This window comes from Pseudomonas sp. LBUM1666 (genome assembly GCF_059695775.1).
This window is the reverse complement of sequence record NZ_CP166789.1, coordinates 643,351-665,141: the sequence shown is the minus strand read 5'-3', so window position 1 is coordinate 665,141 and position 21,791 is coordinate 643,351. Positions and strand designations below refer to the sequence as shown.

21 protein-coding genes are annotated in these 21,791 nt (G+C 61.5%); 17 read left to right on the top strand and 4 right to left on the bottom strand.

The window, feature by feature from the left end:
- Nucleotides 1-249 precede the first annotated feature (249 nt).
- Genes cobJ through cobG form a run of 4 tightly spaced genes read right to left on the bottom strand, consistent with a single transcriptional unit; the run spans nucleotide 250 to nucleotide 4,610 of the window.
- Entirely contained in the window at nucleotides 250-1,953 is a 1,704-nt protein-coding gene (gene cobJ, locus ACA056_RS02895) for a precorrin-3B C(17)-methyltransferase (protein ID WP_497270364.1), read from the bottom strand.
- Entirely contained in the window at nucleotides 1,953-2,684 is a 732-nt protein-coding gene (locus ACA056_RS02890) for a precorrin-2 C(20)-methyltransferase (RefSeq protein ID WP_497273485.1), read from the bottom strand. The genes cobJ and ACA056_RS02890 overlap by 1 nt, the downstream gene beginning before the upstream one ends.
- On the bottom strand, nucleotides 2,684-3,310 hold the full coding sequence (locus tag ACA056_RS02885; RefSeq protein WP_123367583.1) for a precorrin-8X methylmutase: 627 nt from the start codon (nucleotides 3,308-3,310) through the stop codon (nucleotides 2,684-2,686). The genes ACA056_RS02890 and ACA056_RS02885 overlap by 1 nt, the downstream gene beginning before the upstream one ends.
- Nucleotides 3,303-4,610, bottom strand: a complete 1,308-nt coding sequence (cobG, locus tag ACA056_RS02880) for a precorrin-3B synthase (RefSeq protein ID WP_497270362.1) — start codon at nucleotides 4,608-4,610, stop codon at nucleotides 3,303-3,305. The genes ACA056_RS02885 and cobG overlap by 8 nt, the downstream gene beginning before the upstream one ends.
- 144 nt (nucleotides 4,611-4,754) lie before the next feature.
- Between cobG and cbiE the strand changes: the two genes are divergently transcribed.
- The 17 genes from cbiE (at nucleotide 4,755) to urtD (ending at nucleotide 21,789) form a co-directional block, all read left to right on the top strand.
- Nucleotides 4,755-5,966 (top strand): precorrin-6y C5,15-methyltransferase (decarboxylating) subunit CbiE, encoded by a 1,212-nt coding sequence (cbiE, locus tag ACA056_RS02875; RefSeq protein WP_497270360.1) that lies wholly within the window; start codon nucleotides 4,755-4,757, stop codon nucleotides 5,964-5,966.
- Nucleotides 5,959-7,056 (top strand): cobalt-precorrin-5B (C(1))-methyltransferase, encoded by a 1,098-nt coding sequence (locus ACA056_RS02870; RefSeq protein ID WP_497270358.1) that lies wholly within the window; start codon nucleotides 5,959-5,961, stop codon nucleotides 7,054-7,056. Before cbiE ends, ACA056_RS02870 begins: the two co-directional genes overlap by 8 nt.
- Nucleotides 7,053-7,781: a cobalt-precorrin-6A reductase gene (locus tag ACA056_RS02865; RefSeq protein ID WP_497270356.1), complete on the top strand. Its 729-nt coding sequence runs from the start codon at nucleotides 7,053-7,055 to the stop codon at nucleotides 7,779-7,781. The genes ACA056_RS02870 and ACA056_RS02865 overlap by 4 nt, the downstream gene beginning before the upstream one ends.
- A gap of 192 nt (nucleotides 7,782-7,973) precedes the next feature.
- Nucleotides 7,974-8,276 (top strand): type II toxin-antitoxin system RelE/ParE family toxin, encoded by a 303-nt coding sequence (locus tag ACA056_RS02860; protein WP_497270354.1) that lies wholly within the window; start codon nucleotides 7,974-7,976, stop codon nucleotides 8,274-8,276.
- Nucleotides 8,277-8,279: 3 nt separating this feature from the next.
- Complete coding sequence (locus ACA056_RS02855; protein ID WP_074873403.1) at nucleotides 8,280-8,570, top strand: addiction module antidote protein; 291 nt, start codon at nucleotides 8,280-8,282, stop codon at nucleotides 8,568-8,570.
- Nucleotides 8,571-8,668: 98 nt separating this feature from the next.
- Nucleotides 8,669-9,067: a DUF2946 domain-containing protein gene (locus ACA056_RS02850; RefSeq protein WP_497270352.1), complete on the top strand. Its 399-nt coding sequence runs from the start codon at nucleotides 8,669-8,671 to the stop codon at nucleotides 9,065-9,067.
- Between the two features lie 48 nt (nucleotides 9,068-9,115).
- Nucleotides 9,116-9,595, top strand: a complete 480-nt coding sequence (locus ACA056_RS02845; protein ID WP_497270350.1) for a copper chaperone PCu(A)C — start codon at nucleotides 9,116-9,118, stop codon at nucleotides 9,593-9,595.
- Between the two features lie 20 nt (nucleotides 9,596-9,615).
- Nucleotides 9,616-10,065: a DUF2946 domain-containing protein gene (locus tag ACA056_RS02840; RefSeq protein ID WP_497270348.1), complete on the top strand. Its 450-nt coding sequence runs from the start codon at nucleotides 9,616-9,618 to the stop codon at nucleotides 10,063-10,065.
- An 84-nt stretch (nucleotides 10,066-10,149) separates the two neighbouring features.
- Nucleotides 10,150-12,267, top strand: coding sequence for a TonB-dependent copper receptor (locus ACA056_RS02835; RefSeq protein WP_497270346.1), 2,118 nt, complete (start codon nucleotides 10,150-10,152; stop codon nucleotides 12,265-12,267).
- Nucleotides 12,268-12,396: 129 nt separating this feature from the next.
- A complete protein-coding gene (locus ACA056_RS02830; protein WP_497270344.1) occupies nucleotides 12,397-13,776 on the top strand; it encodes a PepSY-associated TM helix domain-containing protein in 1,380 nt (459 codons plus the stop codon).
- 78 nt (nucleotides 13,777-13,854) lie between these two features.
- Nucleotides 13,855-14,643, top strand: a complete 789-nt coding sequence (locus ACA056_RS02825; protein ID WP_497273484.1) for an ABC transporter ATP-binding protein — start codon at nucleotides 13,855-13,857, stop codon at nucleotides 14,641-14,643.
- Nucleotides 14,640-15,587 (top strand): ABC transporter substrate-binding protein, encoded by a 948-nt coding sequence (locus tag ACA056_RS02820; protein ID WP_497270342.1) that lies wholly within the window; start codon nucleotides 14,640-14,642, stop codon nucleotides 15,585-15,587. The genes ACA056_RS02825 and ACA056_RS02820 overlap by 4 nt, the downstream gene beginning before the upstream one ends.
- Nucleotides 15,584-16,594: a FecCD family ABC transporter permease gene (locus ACA056_RS02815; protein WP_134419897.1), complete on the top strand. Its 1,011-nt coding sequence runs from the start codon at nucleotides 15,584-15,586 to the stop codon at nucleotides 16,592-16,594. Before ACA056_RS02820 ends, ACA056_RS02815 begins: the two co-directional genes overlap by 4 nt.
- Before the next feature lie 314 nt (nucleotides 16,595-16,908).
- Complete coding sequence (gene urtA, locus ACA056_RS02810) at nucleotides 16,909-18,174, top strand: urea ABC transporter substrate-binding protein (protein WP_150656588.1); 1,266 nt, start codon at nucleotides 16,909-16,911, stop codon at nucleotides 18,172-18,174.
- 164 nt (nucleotides 18,175-18,338) lie between these two features.
- Entirely contained in the window at nucleotides 18,339-19,841 is a 1,503-nt protein-coding gene (gene urtB / locus ACA056_RS02805; RefSeq protein ID WP_497270339.1) for an urea ABC transporter permease subunit UrtB, read from the top strand.
- Nucleotides 19,841-20,920 (top strand): urea ABC transporter permease subunit UrtC, encoded by a 1,080-nt coding sequence (gene urtC / locus ACA056_RS02800; RefSeq protein ID WP_497270337.1) that lies wholly within the window; start codon nucleotides 19,841-19,843, stop codon nucleotides 20,918-20,920. Before urtB ends, urtC begins: the two co-directional genes overlap by 1 nt.
- On the top strand, nucleotides 20,917-21,789 hold the full coding sequence (gene urtD / locus ACA056_RS02795; RefSeq protein WP_056746276.1) for an urea ABC transporter ATP-binding protein UrtD: 873 nt from the start codon (nucleotides 20,917-20,919) through the stop codon (nucleotides 21,787-21,789). The genes urtC and urtD overlap by 4 nt, the downstream gene beginning before the upstream one ends.
- The last annotated feature ends 2 nt before the right edge of the window (nucleotides 21,790-21,791 follow it).

Below are 21,791 nucleotides of genomic sequence, written 5' to 3'. Positions count from 1 at the left end.
AATGTAACTATTAATCTTCCATCCTAATAAACACTTACAATCTGCGCACACCAAGAAGGACTAAGGCCTCTAACAGCTGTTTCAGAACATGAAAACAACGAAAGTAAAAAACCTTATGCGCGGGCACAACAATTCGACGCTCGTGACGTCGACTTGCGACTTCAGTACGAACGTGTTTCCGGTGTCTTTCAGTGAAAAATCTTACGCGGTCGAGGAGCAGTGGCGGCCAGCAGAACTGACCGCCATGGCTTAACTGGTCGGCTTTTCGCCATACCAGCGCGGCGTATACACCCACTCGCCACCCTCGGCACGAGGGAACACGCAGGTGGTGGAGGAACCGATCAGCACCATGGTGCGCATGTCCACCTGGTCGGGGGTCAGTTCACCGAGCGTGGTAACCCGTAGCGTCTGACCAGGACGGCCAATGTCGCGGCCCAACACCACGACCGTTTCCGGAGTGCGATGCCGTCCGACGATTTCCAGCGCCTGACCCAGTTGCCATGGCCGCGCGCGGGAGATGGGGTTGTAGAAGGCCAGCGCCAGATCGGCTTCGGCGGCCAGGTCCAGACGCTTCTCGATGATCGCCCAGGGTTTGAGGTTGTCCGACAGCGACATCACGCAGAAGTCATGCCCCAACGGCGCACCTGCTTGAGCGGCCGTCGCCAGTGACGCGGAAACACCCGGAAGGACTTCCAGATCGACGCTGTGCCAGCTCGGCTCACTCGACTCATGCAACGCTTCAAGCACCGCTGCCGCCATGGCGAACACACCGGGGTCACCGGATGAAACCACAATCACCGAACGGCCTTGCGCCGCCAGTTCGAAGGCGTGGCGGGCACGCTGCATTTCTTCGCGGTTGTCAGTGCAATGCAGCACTTGGTCTTCGCGGAACGGCCCGGCCATGCGCACGTAGGTTTCGTAACCGAGAACGTCGGTGGCCCTGGCCAGTTCGGCCTTGACCGCTGGCACCATCAGTTCGGCGGCGCCAGGGCCCAGACCGATTACCGCCAAACGACCGCGTGCATGGCCGATCTGCGCAGCGTCCAGCGGCTGAGTGGCCACCGCGATGGCAATGCTGGTATCCGCTGACACGATGGTAGCGTTCGGCACGGTGTGGCGGGACAACTCGCTAACGCCGCCGCTGACCGACGCAAACCGCAGAGGTACACCCAGTTCAAGTGCCGCTTCGCGCAGCGCCGCACTGGCCATGTCCAGACCGCTGGCCAACAGGCACGCCACCGATTGCACGGCGATTTTCGCTTGGTGCAGAGCCGCGCGAATGGCGCCTGGCAGATCCGTCACCTCGCTGCTCACCGCCACCAACACATTGCGCGGGTAAATCATCAATTCATTGGCTGCCGGTGTCCGCTCGGCATGGCCGACGTGGATCGACAGATGCGCGTGAGGATCTTGCGGCAACTGCGCCTGCGCCAGCCACGGCGCAGCCCCTTCGACGCGTACGCTTTGGCCGGCGAGCAAATCCGAGACGAAGCGCTTGCCCAATTCCAGATCACCGAGGGCATAACCGCTGGGTGGATTGAGCAGGCAGGTGCCGAAGCGCAATTCGCCGCTGGTGGTGATCGCCGCCGCAACCTCTAGACCGGCAGCAATCTCTCGCGCCATGACGTTCACGCCACCGAGGCCGCCGAGCAGCGGCACCACGGCGCTGCCGTCTTCGGCCACGGCCAGCACTGGCGGCTCGGCGCCTTTTTCCAACAAAAGCGGGGCCAGCGTTCGGATCACGATGCCCGCAGCGCATAAGGCGATGATCGGCGTGTCCTGTTGATAGAACTCACGCAGGGTGGCGCCGAATTCGTGATAGACGCGGTCCGCGCCTTCCACCCGTTCGGCCAGACCATGGATCAATGCGCCAGGGTATAGCTGCGCAATCTTGCGCGCAGTCGCGAGGCTGCCATTGCCCAGAATGACAATTGCCGGCACTGGACGGGCCATCAGCCTTGCCACCGTTCGCCGGGAACAATGATCAACGAGAAGTAGGGCGAGGACATCGGCTCGACCTGATCCAGCGGGACGATTTTCTGATTGGCCATGGTCGCGCGTTCAACATACAGCGCACGTTCCGCCAGCCCGAGTTCTTCGAGCACCTGACGGACCTTGGGAAAGTTGCGCCCCAGCTTCATGATCACGGCGGCATCGGCATCGGCCAGACGACGCTTGAGATCGTCGGCGGGCAACACACCCGACAGCACTGACAAACTCTGATTCCGATACACCAGCGGCGCACCCAGCACCGAAGCGCCGCCGAGCATCGAGCAGACACCCGGCACAACTTCGGCTTCATAACGCTCGGCCAGTCGATCGTGCAGGTACATGTAGGAGCCGTAGAAGAACGGATCGCCTTCGCAGATCACCGCCACGTCACGGCCAGCGTCCAGGTGCGCGGCGAGTTCTTCGCCGGCCGCATCGTAGAAATCGCTGATGACTTGTTCGTACGACAGCGGTGCCGGAAGCACTTCGGTGGTCACTGGATAGACCAGCGGCAGCAGCGTTTGCGCGTCTTGCAAATGCGCTTCGATGATGCCGAAGGCGTTGCCCTTTTTGCCCTTGGCGACGAAGTACGCCACCACCGGCGACTCGCGCAGCAGGCGCAGGGCTTTGACAGTAATCAGCTCCGGATCACCGGGGCCGACGCCCAGGCCGATCAAACGTCCAGGTTGCTGCATCATTCGATCTCCGTGGCGAGGGCATTGACGGCGGCGGCGGCCATGGCGCTGCCGCCCAGCCGGCCTTGCATGATGACGAAAGGCACGCCGCGGCTGTCCGCCGCGAGCGCTGCCTTGGATTCGGCGGCGCCGACGAAGCCCACCGGGAAGCCGAGGATCAGTGCCGGTTTCGGCGCGCCGGCATCGAGCATTTCCAACAGATAAAACAGCGCGGTCGGCGCGTTGCCGATCACCACCACACTGCCTTCCAGGTGCGGACGCCACAGTTCCAGCGCGGCGGCGGAGCGGGTGTTGCCCAGCTCGCGGGCAAGCTCCGGAACGCTGTCATCGCGCAGGGTGCAGATGACCTCATTGTTTGCTGGCAAACGAGTACGGGTCACGCCTTCGCTGACCATCCGCGCATCGCACAGAATCGGTGCGCCGGCGGCCAGCGCATCACGCCCGGCCTTGCCCGCACCTTCGGAGAATTGCAGCCCGTCGATGGCGTCGACCATGCCGCAGGCGTGGATCACACGGACCGCGAGTTTTTCCAGGTCAGCCGGAATACGCTCGAGGTTGGCCTCGGCACGAATGATCGCGAAGGAGTTGCGATAGATCTCCTGACCGTCGCGGATGTAATCAAGCATCAAGGGGGCTCCGTGAGCGGGCGTCGAGCAAGGCTGCGACCGCTTCAATAGTAAGGTTGCGTGTGTGCAGCACGCCGAAACCCGGCTGCGCTGCATCGCGAAAATAGAGGTCGTAGTGACCGGGGCTGACGGCCAGCAAGGTAACCGGCGCACTGTGCGCAGCAGCACAGGAACGCGGGCAACCGGACAGATGCATATTCAGGGTTTGGCCGTGACGTTGCAGCAGCGCGGCTAATTGCCGGGCATCGCCCTTGGTGTCGGCCAGGCCTTTGCCGCAACCCGCTGAGCCGGTGCAGGCGATCAGGTGCGCCAAGGCATCGTCGACCGAGCAACGCAGACCGAGCTGTTCGAGACTGTGGATAACTTGAGCCGCCGTGTCGACATGAACACCGGGCAACAACAGGCTTTGCCAGGGTGTGAAACGCAGGCTGCCGTCACCCTGGTCACGTGCCAGTTGCGCGACGCCTCTGAGCATCGCGGGATTGAGGCGACCCAGCGGCGGCACCGCGCCGATATACACATGCTCAGCGTCACGCTGCGGATGAGCGCCGATGTGCAAGACACCCGGACTTACCTTGCGCTGCCAACCCGTGATGGGCATCAACGGCACACGTTCGGCCAGACGAGCGAGAAACTCGTCGAGCGAGCACTCAGCCAGCAAATGCCGCATACGTGTCTGATCGGGACGCGCCAGATCAAGAAACAACTCCAGCACCGCGACCACCAGCGGGTGGCCCTGCGCCAGTGACACCGCCCCCACAGGCGAGTCCACGGGACACCCCGCGAGACCGAATGCAAAAACCAACTCGCCCTCACGCTCAGTGGCGGACAACCACAGATCATGAGGATGCTCGAGCATCGCCAGACCTTCGCCGCCATCCAGTTGCACGGCAAACTTGGCGCTGAGGTCGTGGAAGCGTTCATGGCTTTGCAGCGTGACGAGGATCTGTTCGGCCAGCGGGCGCGTGTCGAACAGCATCTGCTGATCAATGCCCGCACTCGGGCTGAGCATCACATTGCGCACATCGTCGCCAGCGGCGGTGCTTGGCCCCAACCCGGCAGCCATCAAGCAATCGATCAAGGCGTCATGTTCACTGCCGATCCCACGAATTTGCAGGTTGGCGCGGTTGGTCGCCTCGATCACGCCGCCGGCGAACCTTTCGGCAGCACTGGCCACCGCGTCGGCCTGAGCCGAATTGATCAAACCGCCATTCAACTTGATCCGGCAGATACCGCCATCCAGCGCCTGGACGATACGCAGCAACCCCGGACAGGCCGAGGGGCGTAAGGCTAAGGACATCGGGCGTTTGTTCAAGGGGGCGACCGGCTGTGTGGGAAAGGCGCTTCGCGGGCGAAGGCGCGGTATTATGCCTGCTTTGTTCGACGGCATGAAAAGCCTGCCCGTCGGAACAGTCCGTTTGAGGACTATATTTGAGGGCTATAGATGTCACCGTGGCTGACAGTAGTGGGAATCGGCGAAGACGGCTTCAAGGGCCTGGGCAAAAACGCCCGACACGCTCTGCTGCGCGCTTCGCGGATCATTGGCGGTCAGCGGCAACTGGATTTGCTGCCGGTGTGCATCCGTGGCGAGCGGCAATTGTGGCCCAGCCCTTTCTCCCTTGAACCGGTTTTGGCGCTACGCGGCGAACCGGTCTGCGTGCTGGCCAGCGGCGATCCGATGTTCTTCGGTGTAGGCGCAAGCCTGGCCCGGCAGCTGTCCAGTGATGAAATGCTGATACTGCCGGCGCCCTCCTCCTGCTCGCTGGCGGCGGCGCGAATGGGCTGGCCGTTGCAGGATGTGGTGACACTTTCGGTGGTTGCCCGTCCCATCGCCGCACTCAATGCGCAGTTGTTCAGCGGTGCCCGCTTGCTGGTGTTGAGCAACGACGGCAAGAGCCCGGCTGCAATCGCGACACTGTTGCGTGAAAGCGGTTTCGGGCCGAGTCGCCTCACCGTGCTGGAACATCTGGGCGGTACAGCCGAACGACGCATCGAGGGTGTCGCCAATGACTGGAACAATCCTGTTATCGCCGATCTGAACCTGATCGCCATCGAGTGCATCGCTGAACCCACCACTCAGCGCCTCTCCCGAATGGCCGGCCTGCCGGATTCAGCCTTCAAGCACGACGGCCAACTGACCAAACGCGATGTGCGCGCCATCACGCTCGCGCGTCTCGCTCCGATACCCGGTGAACTCTTGTGGGACGTCGGCGCCGGCAGCGGCTCGATCGGCATCGAATGGATGCGCGCCCACCCCAGTTGCCGGGCGCTGGCCATCGAGGCGGATGAAGGGCGGCAGCTGTTGATCGAACACAACCGAGATGCCCTCGGTGTTCCCGGCCTGCAGCTGATTCGCGGCAGTGCACCGCTGGCCTTGGCCGGGCTCGAGGATCCAGACGCCATTTTCATCGGTGGCGGTGTCACCCGCGAGGGCGTGCTCAACACGTGCTGGGCCGCACTCAAGCCCGGCGGTCGACTGATCGCCAACGCCGTCACGCTACAAAGTGAAATGACTTTGATGGCTTGGCGCGAGCAGCACGGCGGCGAGCTGACGCGGATCCATATCGCTCAAGCCCAACCGCTGGGAGACTTCGATACCTGGCGTCAGGCGTTGCCGATTACCTTGCTGGAAGTGACGAAGCCTTTCGATGCGTGACGAAACCGCCGAACAACCCGCACCGTTGCGCAGCGGCCTGACCACCGGCAGCTGCGCCACCGCCACCTGCCTTGCGGCGGCTCGACTGTTACTCGGCGGCACCTCGACGGATGCGGTGCAGATCGTATTGCCCAAAGGCAAACAGGTGCAGATGCGTCTGGAGTTCTGTCGGTTGATGGATGACGGCGCCGAGGCCGGGACGATCAAGGACGCGGGCGACGACCCCGATGTGACCCACGGAGCCCTGCTCTACTCCCACGTGCGCCTGAACGCCCGACCGGGTGTTCGCTTCAATGCCGGTCGTGGCGTCGGCACGGTGACCCGGCCGGGGCTGGTGCTCGGCGTCGGCGAACCCGCGATCAACCCGGTGCCGCGCAAGATGATCACCGATCACTTGACCCTGCTGGCCGACGAACTCGGCTACAGCGGCGGCTTCGAGGTCACCGTCAACGTAGAGGGCGGTGAAGCGCTGGCCTTGAAAACCATGAACCCGCGCCTGGGGATTCTCGGCGGTTTGTCGATTCTCGGCACCAGCGGCATCGTCCGGCCGTTTTCCTGCGCGGCGTACATTGCCTCTATCCATCAGGGCATCGACGTCGCCAAAACCAACGGTTACCTGCACATCGCCGCGTGCACCGGCAACGCCAGTGAAGACACCATTCGCCGGGTCTACGACCTGCCGGAAATCGCCCTGATCGAAATGGGCGACTTCGTCGGCGCCGTGCTCAAACATCTGCGCAAAGTGCCTGTGGATAAACTCAGCCTGTGCGGCGGCTTCGGCAAGATCAGTAAACTGGCGGCCGGGCACATGGATTTGCACAGTCGACATTCGAGCATCGACCTGCCGCAACTGGCCGAGTGGGCGGCGGCGATTGGCGCCGATGAGGCGTTGCAGCAAGGGATTCGCGAGGCCAATACCAGTCAGCAGGCGTTGGCGATGGCCAGCGCTACGGGCATCGCGCTCGGAGATGCGGTGTGTCAGCACGCGTTGGACTTTGCCCGCAGCGTGGTGCCGGCGCAGGTTCAGGTTGAAGTATTTGCCATCGATCGCCAGGGCGGGATTGTCGGCCATGCGGGAGCTTTTCAATGAAGCGCGTGTTGTTGCTCGGTGGCGTGACGGAAGCCTTGGCCATCGCCCGGACCCTGGGGCCGGAACACATCTATAGCCTGGCCGGTGTTGGACGTGTGCCGACAGATCTGAGCTGTCTGGTTCGCGTGGGTGGTTACGGCGGTGCCGAAGGGCTTGCGCAATTCATTCGGGATGAAGGGATCGATCTGCTGCTGGACGCCACCCACCCCTACGCCGCACAAATCAGCCAGAACGCCGCCACCGCTGCGCGGTTGAGCGGCATTGCATGCTGGGCGTTAAGGCGCCCGGCCTGGCAACCACAGGCCGGCGATGACTGGCGAGATGTCAGCGACTGGGCCGAGTTGATCGAAGCGTTGGAACCGTTCCGGCGACCGCTGTTCACCCTTGGCCGCGAACCGTTGCAGCACCTGCATGAAATCCCGCCAGAACAATTCTGGACCCTGCGTGCCCTGGACGTTTATCCCGGCAACGAACGCTGCGAAGTGATCGGAGCGCGTGGACCGTTTCTGATCGAGGATGAACGTGAACTGTTTGAACGTCGGCAGATTGATGTACTGATCAGCAAGAACAGCGGCAGCACCGCAACCGAGCCGAAACTGGAAGTGGCACGGGAGCGTGGGGTACCGGTGATCGTTTTGCAGCGGCCGGTGTTGCCGGGGGTTGATCGGGAGTTTGGGTCGGTGACAGAGGTGTTGGCAGCCCTATCGGTGTCAGACGATTCCTGAGACTTGCATAACCTTGCGACTTTGCCGGCAACACTCTCGGACGGAGCCGGCTATCCACTCTATGGCTTCAATCCTATAGTCCGAGCCCTCTGATCCTAACAAGCACACCAACCTTGCATCCTAAGGGACGGCTAAATTCGGCCCGAGGAAAGTGCGGCTTGCCAACCTGTATCCCAAGGAATACGATCAAACATGATCGACTTCGAACGATCCCGAGCTTTTGCCGATTGGCTTGATTTACTGAGAGACACCATTGGCAAGGCTCGGATCATCGCGAGGCTCCGAGCTGCCGAACATGGAAATTTTGGTGATTGCGAACCGGTAGGCGGAACTGTTTATGAAATGCGTGTGCATTACGGTCCCGGCTACAGGATGTATTTCACCCGCCGAAGTGAAGTGGTTTACCTGCTGCTGGTGGGTGGTGACAAGTCGACTCAAAAACGAGACATCAAACGCGCAATTCAAATGGCGCAAAACATCGGTAATGAGGAGTAAATCATGGCCGAACAATTCACCCGTTTCGATGCCGCCGAATTTCTAAAAACACCAGAAGAAATGGCCGCTTACCTGGACGCCTGTTTTGAAGAGGATGCTGGCGACGGAGTGCTCATACGTGCAGCCCTTAACGACATAGCCCGAGCAAAGGGCATGACACAGATTGCCCGTGATGCAGGCCTGGGTCGTGAAAGTCTGTACAAAGCATTGGGCAGCACTGGCAATCCGGAATTCGCGACTATCATGAAGGTTATGAAAGCTTTGGGTCTGCGCTTGCACGCCAGCGCTCTCTGATTGCACTGCGACACCACACCGCACGCCGCTTTTTTACTTATCGGCCCTGATCAGGCTAAATAGCCGCGCCTGATCGCCCACCCAACCGGATTTTCCCCATGTCCCGACAACGGCTCGCATTTGCCTGGATCGCCTGCTTCGCAGTGCTGTTCAACATGCTCGCCATGCCGATGACGGGAGCGATGGCGCAGACGGCGAAATCGCCTGCCGAGCAGTTGTTGTGGGGCAGTTTCTGCTCCGCCAGCGGCACGAAGATGGTGGCGATTTCCCTGGGCGATATCGAACAGAAAGCCCCGCAGAGTGACAATCACTCCAACATGCAACATTGCTGGTGCTGTTCAGGTTCCGCGCCACTGGTGGCGCTGCCCGGGCACATGCCGCAACTGTATTTCGCGCGTTTCGATGCCAATCGAAGCCTGCCTCATGCCTCTCTCGATACACCGACACCGCGCCAGCAATGGCCAAGTCTTAATCCTCGCGCTTCCCCTCTGGTGTGATTCCTTCTCGCAATTGACCTGCGTTTTGAATCGCTCTGGAGAACTGCCATGTTGAACAAACTCATCGTCCTGGCTGTGTTGCTGCTGCCTGCCTGCTTTGCCAATGCCCAAGAATACAAGGCCGGGGAGCTGGAAATCGCTCATCCGTGGTCGCAGGAGTTGCCGCCAAACGCGCCAACGGTCGCGGCGTATTTCGTGATTCACAACAGCGGTAAAACGGCCGACCGACTGCTCAGCGTCGACTCGCCGATTGCAGGCGAGGCCCAGCTGCACGAGCATGTGATGCAGAACGATCTGATGAAAATGCAGCAGGTGCCGAGCGTCGACATTCCTGCCGGTGGCAACGTCACCTTTGCGCCGATGGCCTATCACGTGATGCTGGTTAACCTGAAAGATCGCAGTCTGCTGAGCGATGGCAAACGCTTCCCGCTGACGATGCATTTCGAAAAGTCCGGTGACGTGACGGTCGATGTCTCGGTGCAGAAGACGCCGCCAGAAGGCATGCAGATGCACGTCCACGCCCAGTAAGCGACTGAGCAAAAACGCCCATGCGCCCGCTTAGCGCCAGGTCATCCGCACACCGTCGTCAGCCGTTAAGCCTGACGCGCGGTAGCTGGATCAGCCTGTTCGCCATGTTGATGATCTTTATCGGTCCGCTGATTGCTCAGTCGATGCCGATGGATCAACGCGCCTCCTCGATGACCATGAACATGTCGATGGACATGAGCATGGACATGTCGGCGATGGAGCATGCCGACCACGGCGCGCAACCCGCTGCCGAACACTGCCCGCCAAAAGCCTCACATCACGCGCTCTGGGAAAAATGCGGCTATTGCAGCCTGCTGTTCAATTGCCCGGCGCTGACCGGCGGCCAGTCCTTCGCCGCATTCGATACGCCAAAAGCCACCACTTTCACCACACCTTCCCCTCGCCTGGGCCACGCCCGGCAAACCTTCTTCCCCGGCGCCCGCACCCGCGCCCCGCCCATCACTGCGTAAACACATACCTCCGATCTCACACGGTTTAGAAGACAGCCGCAGGCTGCCGGCCGTGTCGTTTACGACTGTTCGATGGAAATTGTCATGTCCAGGTTTTCTGCTGACACACGCTTGAGCGCTGCCCAAGCTTCTTTTGCCCCGAACGAATCGAGTATTCGTTTCAGGCACGCCACCGCCGTCCTTTGCGGCGCACTGCTGACACCCACGGTGTTGGCCAACGAACACGCGGGCCACAGTGAAGAACTGAGCCCGACGGTGATCACCGCCATCGCGCCGAGTTCGCCACTGACCATCGTCACCAACCCCAAAGACCCGCGCCAACCGGTGCCGGCCAGCGACGGTGGCGACTACCTGAAAACCATCCCGGGCTTCGCCCTGGTGCGCAATGGCGGCACCAACGGCGACCCGGTGCTGCGCGGCATGTTCGGCTCGCGGTTGAACATCCTCACCAACGGCGGCCAGTTGCTCGGCGCCTGCCCCGGCCGAATGGACGCACCGACCTCGTACATCTCGCCGGAAACCTACGACAAACTGACCGTCATCAAAGGCCCGCAAACCGTGCTCTGGGGACCGGGCGCATCGGCCGGGACCATCCTCTTCGACCGTGAGCCGCAAAGCTTCGGCGAACTCGGCACGCGGGTGAACGCCAGCGTGCTGGCTGGCTCCAACGGCCGTTTCGACAAAGTGGTGGACGCTGCTGCCGGCGGGCCATTGGGTTACGTGCGAGTGATCGGCAACACCGCGCATGCCGACGACTACCAGGACGGCAACAACGACACCGTGCCGTCGCGCTATGACAAATGGAATGGCGACGTCGCGGTGGGCTGGACCCCGGACGCCGACACCCTGCTGGAACTCACCGCCGGCAAGGGCGATGGCGAAGCGCGTTACGCCGGACGCGGCATGGACGGTTCGCAGTTCAAGCGCGAAAGCCTGGGCCTGCGTTTCGAGCAGTCGAACATCGGCGATGTGCTGGACAAGGTCGAGGCGCAGGTTTACTACAACTACGCCGACCACGTGATGGACAACTACACCCTGCGCACGCCGTCCGGCACCGGAATGATGGCTGGCCCGATGGCCTCCAACGTCGACCGTCGAACCCTCGGCGCACGGATCAAAGCCACCTGGCGTTGGGCCGATGTGCAGTTGATCAGCGGCATCGATGCGCAGACCAGCGAACATCGCCAGCGCAGCGCCATGGGCATCGACGTCTACAAGGATCTGCCGCGCAACAAGGACGCCGACTTCCACAACTACGGCGTGTTCAGCGAATTGACCTGGTACGCCGCCGACCGTGACCGGCTGATTACCGGCGTGCGACTGGACCGTGCTTCGGCCAAGGATTTGCGGCAGACCACTGGCTCCGGGATGATGGCGCGCCCTAACCCGACCGCCGACGATACCCGCGCCGACACCCTGCCAAGCGGGTTCGTCCGTTATGAGCATGACCTGGCCGACAGCCCGACCACGCTGTATGCCGGCCTCGGTCACACCCAGCGTTTCCCGGATTACTGGGAGCTGTTTTCACCCAAGTCCGGCCCCGCCGGCTCGGTGAATGCCTTCGATTCGATCAAGCCTGAAAAAACCACCCAGCTCGACTTCGGCCTGCAATACAAGACCGAAGACCTCGAAGCCTGGGCCTCGGGTTACGTCGGGCAGGTGCGCGACTACATCCTGTTCAACTACACGCCCGGAATGATGGGCATGACCTCGCAAGCACAGAACATCGACGCGCGGATCATGGGCGGCGAATTGGGTGCGGCCTACAAGCTGACCAGCAACTGGAAGGCCGATGCGACCCTGGCCTACGCCTGGGGCAAAAACAGTAGCGACGGCAACGCACTGCCGCAAATGCCGCCGCTGGACGCACGTTTCGGCCTGACCTACAGCGAAGACAACTGGAGTGCCGGGGCCTTGTGGCGCGTGGTCGCAGCGCAAAACCGCATCGACCAGAACAAGGGCAACGTGGTCGGCAAGGACTTCGACAAGACCCCGGGTTTTGGCGTGTTCTCGCTCAATGGCGCGTACCGGATCAACAAAAACTGGAAGGTCAGCACCGGCGTCGACAACCTGTTCGGCAAGGCGTACGCCGAGCACTTGAACCTGGCCGGCAACGCCGGTTTCGGCTACCCGGCCAATGACCCGCAAGCCATTAAAGAACCGGGGCGCACGCTCTGGACCAAGGTGGACATGAGCTTCTAAAAGCATCGCGAGCAAGCTCGCTCCCACATGGACAGTGTTGAACCTGTGGGAGCGAGCCTGCTCGCGATCGGTTGCGCAGCAACCGCAAACAAACAACTAAAAGATCCATGCCAAAGCGGAGCACACCTGATGAAACAGCCCAAACCGAATTTCTACAACCTGGCCTGGCGCTGGCATTTCTATGCCGGTCTGTTCGTCGCGCCATTCATGGTGATGCTGGCCCTGACCGGCATCATTTACCTGTTCAAGCCGCAACTCGACCCGTTGATGTACGGCAGCCTGCTGAATGTCCCGGCCGGGCATCACAGCGTCCCGGCCGACGACCTGCTCAAGCGGGTGAAACAGGCCTATCCACAAGCCACGATCAAACAGTACCTGCCGCCGGTCAACGCCGAGCGCAGCGCTCAGTTTGTCGTGATCAATGGCGGCACCGAGCTCAACGTATTCGTCGATCCGTACCAGGGCGACATCCTCGGCGAGCAAGACGCCAAGAAAAATCTGCAAGCGGTGGCGCGAGCCATTCACGGCGAATTGATGATCGGCACCGTTGGTGATCGACTGGTCGAACTGGCCGCCGGTTGGGGCGTGGTGCTGGTGGTTTCCGGCGTGTTCCTGTGGTGGCCGCGTGGCCAGGCCGCGGGTATTTTGTGGCCGCGCCTGACCAGTCGCGGTCGGGTGCTGTGGCGCGATTTGCATGCCGTCACCGGCTTCTGGGGCGCATCGTTGCTGCTGGTGATGCTGCTCAGCGGCATGACCTGGACCGGGTTCTGGGGCCAGAAATACGCGCAGGTCTGGAACGTGTTCCCGGCAGCGATGTGGGACAACGTGCCCAAGTCCGACGTCGAGGCCCGCAGCCTCAACAGCGCCACCCGCCAGACTGTGCCCTGGGCCATGGAAAACACGCCGATGCCAATGTCCGGCGACCACGCCGAACACATGGCCCACGACGGAGCAAAAGCCGGCCCTGCGGCACCGACCATCAGCCTGCAAGACGTGCAGAACATCGCCGTGCAACGCAAGGTCGAGCCGGGTTACAGCATCACCTTCCCGACCACAGACACCGGCGTGTTCACCATCGCCGTGTTTGCCGACGACCCGCGTAACGACGCCACGCTGCATGTCGATCAGTACACCGGCGATGTCCTCGCCGACGTGCGCTACGAGCAATACGGCACCGTCGCCCGCGCCACTGAAATCGGCGTAATGCTGCATGAAGGCAAGATGTTCGGCGTGTTCAACCAGATCATCGTGCTGCTGATCTGCCTGATGATTTTGCTCAGTGCGGTCAGCGGCGTGGTGATCTGGTGGAAGCGCCGTCCACAAGGAAAATTCGGTGTTCCGCCGTTGCGCCACGACCTGCCGAAATGGAAAACCGCGATGGTCATCATGTTTGCATTGGCAGTGGCGTTTCCGTTGGTGGGCGCTTCGCTGGTGGTGGTTTGGCTGCTGGATCGGGTGCTGCTGTCGCGCTTGAGCAGCCAGTCTGAATCCGCCTCATCTTCATCCTGAATACAGCGAGATGCCTGTTGCAGTGCGGTTGACCTTACAATGTCGGCCCGCTGCAACGACCCGCACTTCGAGCACGCAATGACCTCGCTGAACCTCACAAACCTCGCCTGGACACCCCTGGGCCACGGCCATTGCCATCACCAGTTCCAACTGCGCGATGCAACCTTGCACGTGTCCCCCGGTGAGTTCGTCGGTCTGATCGGCCCCAACGGCAGCGGCAAAACCAGCCTGCTGCGCTGTGCCTGGCGCTTCAGCAAACCCGAGCGCGGCGAGGTCAAACTCGACCACCACAACGTCTGGAAGCAATCATCGCGCTGGTGCGCGCAACGCATCGCCGTGGTCTTGCAGGAATTCCCCGACGCCTTCGGCCTGACCGTCGACGAAGTGGTCGCCATGGGCCGCACACCGCACAAAGGTCTGTTCGACGGCGACACCCTGGAGGACAGAGAACTCGCAACCGAGGCCCTCGAATCAGTCGGTCTGAAAGGCTTCGAGGATCATGCCTTCGCCACCCTCTCCGGCGGTGAAAAACAGCGCGTGATCCTCGCCCGCGCCCTGGCTCAGCAACCGCAAATGCTGATCCTCGACGAGCCGACCAATCACCTCGACCCGCGTTATCAGCTCGAACTGCTGCGACTGGTCAAACGCCTGAAGATCGGCACCCTGGCGAGCATTCACGACCTGAACCTGGCGGCGGCTTTCTGCGATCGGCTGTACGTGATCAATCACGGGCGCATCGTCGCCAGCGGCACGCCGAAAGAAGTCCTGACCGCCCCACTGCTGCGTGACGTGTTCGGTGTCGAAGCGCTGATCGATGAACATCCCTTGCACGGCTACCCACGAATCACCTGGATCACCCAACCATGACGTTACGTTCCCTGCTTTGCGCTGCTCTGTTACTGGGCAATGCCCAAGCATTTGCCGAGGCCACTTACTACCCGTTGACCGTGCAGAGCTGCAACCGTGAAGTGACCTTCAAGCAAGCGCCGAAACACGCGGTCAGCCACGACATCAACATGACCCAGATGATGCTCGCCCTCGGCCTGAAACCCAGCATGGCCGGGTATAGCGGTGTGACGGGCTGGAAGTCGGTCACGCCGCAGACGCAGACCATCCTCGATGGCTTGCCGGAGTTGGCGGCCAAGTACCCGTCGGTGGAAACCCTGCTCAACGCCAACGTTGATTTCTTCTTCGCCGGTTGGGATTACGGCATGCGCGTGGGCGGTGACCTCACGCCGCAAACGTTGCAGCCGCTGGGCATCGATGTCTACGAGCTGACCGAGTCCTGCGCGTTCGTGATGAAGCGTCCGCCGGCCAGTCTGGAAGACACCTACAACGACCTGCGCAACCTCGGCAAAATCTTTGACGTGCAGGATCGCGCCAATGCCCTGATCAACCAGATGCGGTCGCAAGTCGCCGAAGTGCGCAAGGATCTGCCGGCAGACAAACCTCGCGTGTTCCTCTATGACAGCGGTGAAGACCGCGCCATGACCTCCGGCCGTCTCGGTATGCCGCAAGCGCTGATCGACGCCGCTGGCGGGCGCAATATTCTCGACGACGTCGACGCAAGTTGGACCCGGGTCAACTGGGAGAACGTGGTCGAGCGTAATCCGCAGGTGATCGTGATCGTCGACTACGGCGAAGTCACCGCCGAACAGAAAGAGCAATTTCTGCTCAACAACAAGGCGCTGCAATCGGTGGACGCGATCAAGCATCAGCGCTTCATCGTGATTCCGTATGTGCAGGCCACGCCGGGGATCGACAATGTGCTGGCAGTTGAAACCCTGGCCAAGGGTTTCCACGGCGAATGATCAATCGTCGCTACGCCTTGTTGCTGGTGGCCCTCGGCGCGTTGTTGCTGGTGTCGTGCGTGGTGTCGCTGGGCTTCGGCCCGGCGCGGGTGCCGGTGGACGTGGTGTGGCGGATTCTGTTGCACAAGATTTTCGGTTTCGGCGTGCCGGACTGGGCCGCAGGGCAGGAACATATCGTGTGGCTGATTCGCGTACCGCGCATGTTGTTGGGCGCGTTGGTCGGCGCTGGGCTTGCGCTGATCGGTGCAGTGCTGCAAGCGGTGACGCGCAATCCGCTGGCCGACCCGCATTTGCTTGGAGTCACCTCCGGCGCGACCCTCGGTGCCGTGATCGTGGTGCTGCATGTCGGTGAAATCGTCGGTCTGCTGACCTTGCCGATCGCGGCGTTTATCGGCGCGTTGCTGAGCATGCTGATTGTGCTGATGATCGCCAACCGCAACGGGCGGCTGGACAGTGATCGGCTGCTGCTGTGTGGCGTCGCGGTGTCGTTCGTGATGATGGCGATCGCCAATCTGCTGCTGTTCCTCGGCGATCACCGCGCGAGTTCGGCGGTGATGTTCTGGATGCTTGGTGGGCTCGGGTTGGCGCGTTGGGAGTTGCTGGCGGTGCCGGCCGCCAGTGTGTTGCTGGGGTTGGTCTTGCTGCTTGGCATGGCCCGACCGTTGAATGCGCTGATGGCTGGCGAGCAGACGGCCGTGACCCTCGGGCTCAATGCTCGCACCGTGCGGTTGCGGGTGTTTTTGATTGCCTCGCTGATGACTGGGGTGTTGGTGTCGATCAGCGGGTCTATCGGGTTTGTCGGGCTGATGGTGCCGCACATTGCGCGGCGTTTGGTCGGGGCGGAGCATCGGCGATTGCTGCCGGTGTGCGTTTTGCTGGGCAGCATCTTCCTGGTCTGGGTCGACGTCGCCGCCCGCACCCTGATCGCCCCCGAGGACCTGCCCATCGGCGTCGCCACAGCCGCCATCGGTGGTTTGTTTTTCATCGGCCTCATGCGCCGCCGCTGAACCCTTGTGGGAGCGAGCTTGCTCGCGATGACGGCATCACATTCAGCATCACTGTGACTGACCCACCGCTATCGCGAGCAAGCTCGCTCCCACATTTGTTTGGTGTAGCCCGCAACATCTGCGCCCCAATGTGGCGCACCTCTTCGCACCAACGCGCCAGGCGCGATCCTTCATGGTGCGTCGCCCAAACCACGCAACCGCTCTAATACGACATTTCCCTGCCTTTTGCCGACCAGGCACAGCCCTTGCTAAAGACCCTTCAGTAGTCCGCATCTGCCAACCAAGAAAATTCATAAGTTCATGGAGATCGCACAATGAAGCGTCGCAGCTTGATCAAGGCTTTCACACTCACGGCAAGCATTGCCGCGATGGGCATGACCTGGAGCCTCCAGGCCGCCGAGACCATCAAGGTCGGTATTCTGCATTCGTTGTCCGGCACCATGGCGATCTCCGAAACGTCGCTCAAAGACATGGCGCTGATGACCATCGACGAGATCAACGCCAAGGGTGGCGTCAACGGCAAGATGCTGGAACCGGTGGTGGTCGACCCTGCATCCAACTGGCCGCTGTTCGCGGAAAAGGGCCGTCAACTGCTGACTCAGGACAAGGTGGCGGTGGTGTTCGGTTGCTGGACGTCGGTGTCGCGTAAATCGGTATTGCCGGTGTTCGAAGAACTCAACGGTCTGCTGTTCTACCCGGTGCAATACGAAGGCGAAGAGATGTCGCCGAACGTGTTCTACACCGGTGCCGCGCCGAACCAACAGGCAATCCCGGCCGTTGAATACCTGATGAGCGAAGAAGGCGGTAGCGCCAAACGGTACTTCCTGCTGGGTACCGACTACGTTTACCCGCGCACCACCAACAAGATTCTGCGCTCGTTCCTGCACTCCAAAGGTGTGGCGGACAAGGACATCGAAGAGGTCTACACCCCGTTCGGTCACAGCGACTATCAAACCATCGTGGCCAACATCAAAAAATTCTCGGCCGGTGGCAAGACCGCGGTCATCTCCACCGTCAACGGCGACTCCAACGTGCCGTTCTACAAAGAACTGGCCAACCAGGGCCTGAAAGCCACTGACGTCCCGGTCGTGGCGTTCTCGGTCGGCGAAGAAGAACTGCGCGGTATCGACACCAAGCCGCTGGTGGGCAACCTCGCGGCATGGAACTACTTTGAATCGGTCGAGAACCCGGCGAACAAGAAATTCGTGGCCGACTGGAAAGCCTACGCCAAGAAACACAACCTGCCAGGCGCCGACAAAGCGGTGACCAACGACCCGATGGAAGCCACGTACGTGGGCATCCACATGTGGGCGCAAGCGGCTGAGAAAGCCAAATCCACCGACGTCGACAAAGTCCGCGAAGCCCTAGCCGGCCAGACCTTTGCCGCGCCGTCCGGGTACACCCTGACCATGGACAAGACCAACCACCACCTGCACAAACCCGTGATGATCGGCGAGATTCAGGCGGACGGTCAGTTCAACGTGGTGTGGCAGACCGAGGGGCCGATCCGTGCCGAGCCGTGGAGCCCGTTTATCTCGGGTAACGACAAGAAGCCGGATTATGCGGTGAAGAGCAACTGAGCCACTGGGTGTCGGGCCTGAGCACTTCACTCGGGACCGACACATATCCCTGTAGGAGTGAGCCTGCTCGCGATAGCGGTGGGACAGACAACATACCTGTTGATTGATAGACCGCTATCGCGAGCAGGCTCACTCCTACATTTAGCCCGCGCAAGGCCTTATATATGCCCACCGCCCTTTACCGCTTGATCTTTGCACTTGCGCTTTTACTGCCGATGGCTGTACAGGCCGGCGACGCCGAAGACTTCGTCGCCGCCAATCCCATGCAGCAAGCCAAGCTTCTGGAGTCCTGGGCTGCGCAGCCCGATCCGGCCCGCATCGAACTGATCAACGCCCTGCAACAAGGCGAGTTGACCGTCGACGGCCAACCGAAAACCCTGCGCCTGAACAACCGCCTGCGGGGTCTGATCGACACCGCGCTGGCCAGCCACCAATTGCTCGCCACCGACGCCAAAACCCGTCTGGCCGCCGCGCAGCAATTGCAGAAAAGCGCCAAACCGGCGCAGTTGAAATTTCTCGACCAGCAACTGGCTGGCGAAAAAGATGAAAGCGTTCACGCAGCTTTAAGCCTGGCGCTGGCCAATCTGCAACTGGTGGACACCGACCCGGCCGTGCGCCTTGCCGCTGTGCGTCTGCTCGGTGAAACCGGTGACCCGCTGGCCCGCACCCGCCTCGAAAGCTTGCTGCAACCCGGTGTCGAAGCCGACGCCGGCGTACGCACCGCTGCCGAAACCAGCCTCGCTCAGGTCAAACGCAAACTGCTGATCGGCGAGATCCTCGGCCAAGCCTTCAGTGGCATGTCCCTCGGTTCGATCCTGTTGCTTGCCGCACTCGGTCTGGCGATCACCTTCGGCCTGCTCGGCGTGATCAACATGGCCCACGGCGAGATGCTGATGCTCGGCGCGTACTCGACGTACGTGGTGCAGCTGATGTTCCAGCGCTTCGCCCCGCAAGCCATCGAGTTCTATCCGCTGATCGCGTTGCCGGTGGCGTTTTTCGTCACCGCCGCCATCGGCATGGCACTGGAACGTACGGTAATTCGCCACCTCTACGGCCGCCCACTGGAAACCCTGCTCGCCACGTGGGGCATCAGCCTGATGCTGATTCAGCTTGTCCGATTGATGTTCGGTGCACAGAACGTCGAAGTGGCCAACCCGGCGTGGTTGTCGGGCGGGATTCAAGTGCTGCCCAACCTGGTGCTGCCGTACAACCGCATCGTCATCATCGCGTTCGCGCTGTTTGTGGTGGTGCTGACCTGGTTGCTGTTGAACAAGACGCGCCTTGGTCTCAACGTGCGCGCCGTCACCCAGAACCGCAACATGGCGGCCTGCTGCGGCGTGCCGACCGGGCGCGTGGACATGCTCGCCTTCGGCCTCGGCTCGGGCATTGCCGGACTCGGTGGCGTAGCCCTCAGTCAGATCGGCAACGTCGGCCCGGACCTCGGCCAGAGCTACATCATCGACTCGTTTCTGGTGGTGGTACTCGGCGGCGTCGGACAATTGGCCGGTAGTGTGCTGGCCGCGTTCGGCCTCGGCATCGCCAACAAAATTCTCGAACCACAAATCGGTGCCGTGCTCGGCAAGATCCTGATCCTCGCGCTGATCATTCTGTTCATTCAGAAACGTCCGCAAGGCCTCTTCGCACTGAAAGGACGGGTGATCGACTGATGAACCAGCCCCTGATGCTCACGGCCACGCAAAAGGCCGGCCCCAAAGTCACGATCGCTGTCGGCGCGGTGATCCTCGTTTTGCTGCTGACGTTGCCGTTGCTGTCGTTGTTGTCGCCGGACAGTGCGTTTCACGTCTCGGCTTACACGCTGACGCTGGTGGGCAAGATTCTTTGCTACGCGATTGTCGCGCTGGCCCTCGATCTGGTCTGGGGTTACGCCGGTCTGCTGTCCCTCGGCCACGGCTTGTTCTTCGCTCTCGGCGGCTACGCGATGGGCATGTACCTGATGCGCCAAGCCTCGGGTGATAGCTTGCCAGCGTTCATGACCTTCCTGTCGTGGACCGAATTACCGTGGTACTGGACAGGCACCAGCAGCTTCCTCTGGTCGATGTGTCTGGTGGTGCTGGCGCCAGGGTTGCTGGCGCTGGTGTTCGGCTTCTTCGCCTTCCGCTCGCGGATCAAGGGCGTGTATTTCTCGATCATGACCCAGGCCCTGACCTTCGCCGGGATGCTGCTGTTCTTTCGCAACGAAACCGGGTTTGGCGGTAATAACGGCTTTACCAACTTCCGCACCATTCTCGGGTTTGGCATTACTGAACCGGGGACTCGCGCGGTGTTATTTTTTGCCACGGTGGTGTTGCTGGTGGCGAGCCTGTTTATCGGCTGGCGCCTGGCGCAGAGCAAGTTCGGTCGCGTGTTGACCGCCCTGCGGGATGCGGAAAACCGCCTGATGTTCTGCGGCTACGACCCGCGGGGTTTCAAGCTGTTTGTCTGGGTGTTGAGCGCGGTGCTGTGTGGTCTGGCCGGTGCGCTGTACGTGCCACAAGTCGGGATCATCAACCCGAGTGAAATGTCGCCGACCAACTCCATTGAAGCCGCCGTCTGGGTGGCCCTCGGTGGTCGCGGCACGCTGATCGGTCCGCTGCTCGGCGCCGGGGTGGTCAACGGAATGAAGAGCTGGTTCACCGTGGCGTTCCCCGAATACTGGCTGTTCTTCCTCGGCGCGTTGTTCATCGTTGTGACCCTGTACCTGCCCAAAGGCGTGATCGGTCTGCTGAAAAAGAGAGGTGAGCAATGAGAGTCACTGCGACGGCTGAATTCATGCTCGAACCGGCGTTTTTTCCACCACTGGAACCGAACAGGGACGCCGGCAGCAGCCGCGACGCCATCGGCCTCGGTCAACGCGTCGGCCCCGGCCTGAACACCCGCCACGGCACCATCCTGACGCTTGAAGACATCAGCGTCAGCTTCGATGGTTTCAAGGCGCTGAACGATCTGAACCTGTACATCGGCGTCGGCGAATTGCGCTGCATCATCGGCCCCAACGGCGCGGGCAAGACCACGCTGATGGACGTGATCACCGGCAAGACCCGTCCGAGTCACGGCAAGGCCTGGTTCGGTGAAACCCTCGACCTGACGCAGATGAGCGAAGTGCAAATCGCCCAGGCCGGCATCGGTCGCAAGTTCCAGAAGCCGACAGTGTTCGAAGCCTTGAGCGTTTTTGAAAACCTGGAACTGGCGCAGAAAACCGACAAGTCGGTGTGGGCCAGCCTGCGGGCTCGCCTGAGTGGCGAACAGAAAGATCGCATCAGCGAAGTGCTGGAGACCATTCGCCTGACCACGTCGGTCAATCGTCCGGCGGGCTTGTTGTCCCACGGTCAGAAGCAGTTTCTGGAAATCGGCATGTTGCTGATGCAGGACCCGCAACTGCTGCTGCTCGACGAGCCGGTAGCGGGCATGACCGACGCCGAAACCGAATTCACCGCCGAACTGTTCAAGAGCCTCGCGGGCAAGCATTCGCTGATGGTGGTGGAACACGACATGGGCTTCGTCGGATCGATTGCCGACCATGTCACCGTGCTGCACCAGGGCAGCGTGTTGGCCGAAGGGTCGCTGGAGCAGGTGCAGGACAACGAACGGGTGATCGAGGTTTACCTCGGTCGCTAGAC

Excerpts from the sequence above, each read along its gene's own strand:
- cobJ (WP_497270364.1), bottom strand. The coding sequence starts at position 1,953 with ATGGCCCGTCCAGTGCCGGCAATTGTCATTCTGGGCAATGGCAGCCTC.
- ACA056_RS02890 (WP_497273485.1), bottom strand. The coding sequence starts at position 2,684 with ATGCAGCAACCTGGACGTTTGATCGGCCTGGGCGTCGGCCCCGGTGAT.
- ACA056_RS02885 (WP_123367583.1), bottom strand. The coding sequence starts at position 3,310 with ATGCTTGATTACATCCGCGACGGTCAGGAGATCTATCGCAACTCCTTC.
- cobG (WP_497270362.1), bottom strand. The coding sequence starts at position 4,610 with ATGTCCTTAGCCTTACGCCCCTCGGCCTGTCCGGGGTTGCTGCGTATC.
- cbiE (WP_497270360.1), top strand. The coding sequence starts at position 4,755 with ATGTCACCGTGGCTGACAGTAGTGGGAATCGGCGAAGACGGCTTCAAG.
- ACA056_RS02870 (WP_497270358.1), top strand. The coding sequence starts at position 5,959 with ATGCGTGACGAAACCGCCGAACAACCCGCACCGTTGCGCAGCGGCCTG.
- ACA056_RS02865 (WP_497270356.1), top strand. The coding sequence starts at position 7,053 with ATGAAGCGCGTGTTGTTGCTCGGTGGCGTGACGGAAGCCTTGGCCATC.
- ACA056_RS02860 (WP_497270354.1), top strand. The coding sequence starts at position 7,974 with ATGATCGACTTCGAACGATCCCGAGCTTTTGCCGATTGGCTTGATTTA.
- ACA056_RS02855 (WP_074873403.1), top strand. The coding sequence starts at position 8,280 with ATGGCCGAACAATTCACCCGTTTCGATGCCGCCGAATTTCTAAAAACA.
- ACA056_RS02850 (WP_497270352.1), top strand. The coding sequence starts at position 8,669 with ATGTCCCGACAACGGCTCGCATTTGCCTGGATCGCCTGCTTCGCAGTG.
- ACA056_RS02845 (WP_497270350.1), top strand. The coding sequence starts at position 9,116 with ATGTTGAACAAACTCATCGTCCTGGCTGTGTTGCTGCTGCCTGCCTGC.
- ACA056_RS02840 (WP_497270348.1), top strand. The coding sequence starts at position 9,616 with ATGCGCCCGCTTAGCGCCAGGTCATCCGCACACCGTCGTCAGCCGTTA.
- ACA056_RS02835 (WP_497270346.1), top strand. The coding sequence starts at position 10,150 with ATGTCCAGGTTTTCTGCTGACACACGCTTGAGCGCTGCCCAAGCTTCT.
- ACA056_RS02830 (WP_497270344.1), top strand. The coding sequence starts at position 12,397 with ATGAAACAGCCCAAACCGAATTTCTACAACCTGGCCTGGCGCTGGCAT.
- ACA056_RS02825 (WP_497273484.1), top strand. The coding sequence starts at position 13,855 with ATGACCTCGCTGAACCTCACAAACCTCGCCTGGACACCCCTGGGCCAC.
- ACA056_RS02820 (WP_497270342.1), top strand. The coding sequence starts at position 14,640 with ATGACGTTACGTTCCCTGCTTTGCGCTGCTCTGTTACTGGGCAATGCC.
- ACA056_RS02815 (WP_134419897.1), top strand. The coding sequence starts at position 15,584 with ATGATCAATCGTCGCTACGCCTTGTTGCTGGTGGCCCTCGGCGCGTTG.
- urtA (WP_150656588.1), top strand. The coding sequence starts at position 16,909 with ATGAAGCGTCGCAGCTTGATCAAGGCTTTCACACTCACGGCAAGCATT.
- urtB (WP_497270339.1), top strand. The coding sequence starts at position 18,339 with ATGCCCACCGCCCTTTACCGCTTGATCTTTGCACTTGCGCTTTTACTG.
- urtC (WP_497270337.1), top strand. The coding sequence starts at position 19,841 with ATGAACCAGCCCCTGATGCTCACGGCCACGCAAAAGGCCGGCCCCAAA.
- urtD (WP_056746276.1), top strand. The coding sequence starts at position 20,917 with ATGAGAGTCACTGCGACGGCTGAATTCATGCTCGAACCGGCGTTTTTT.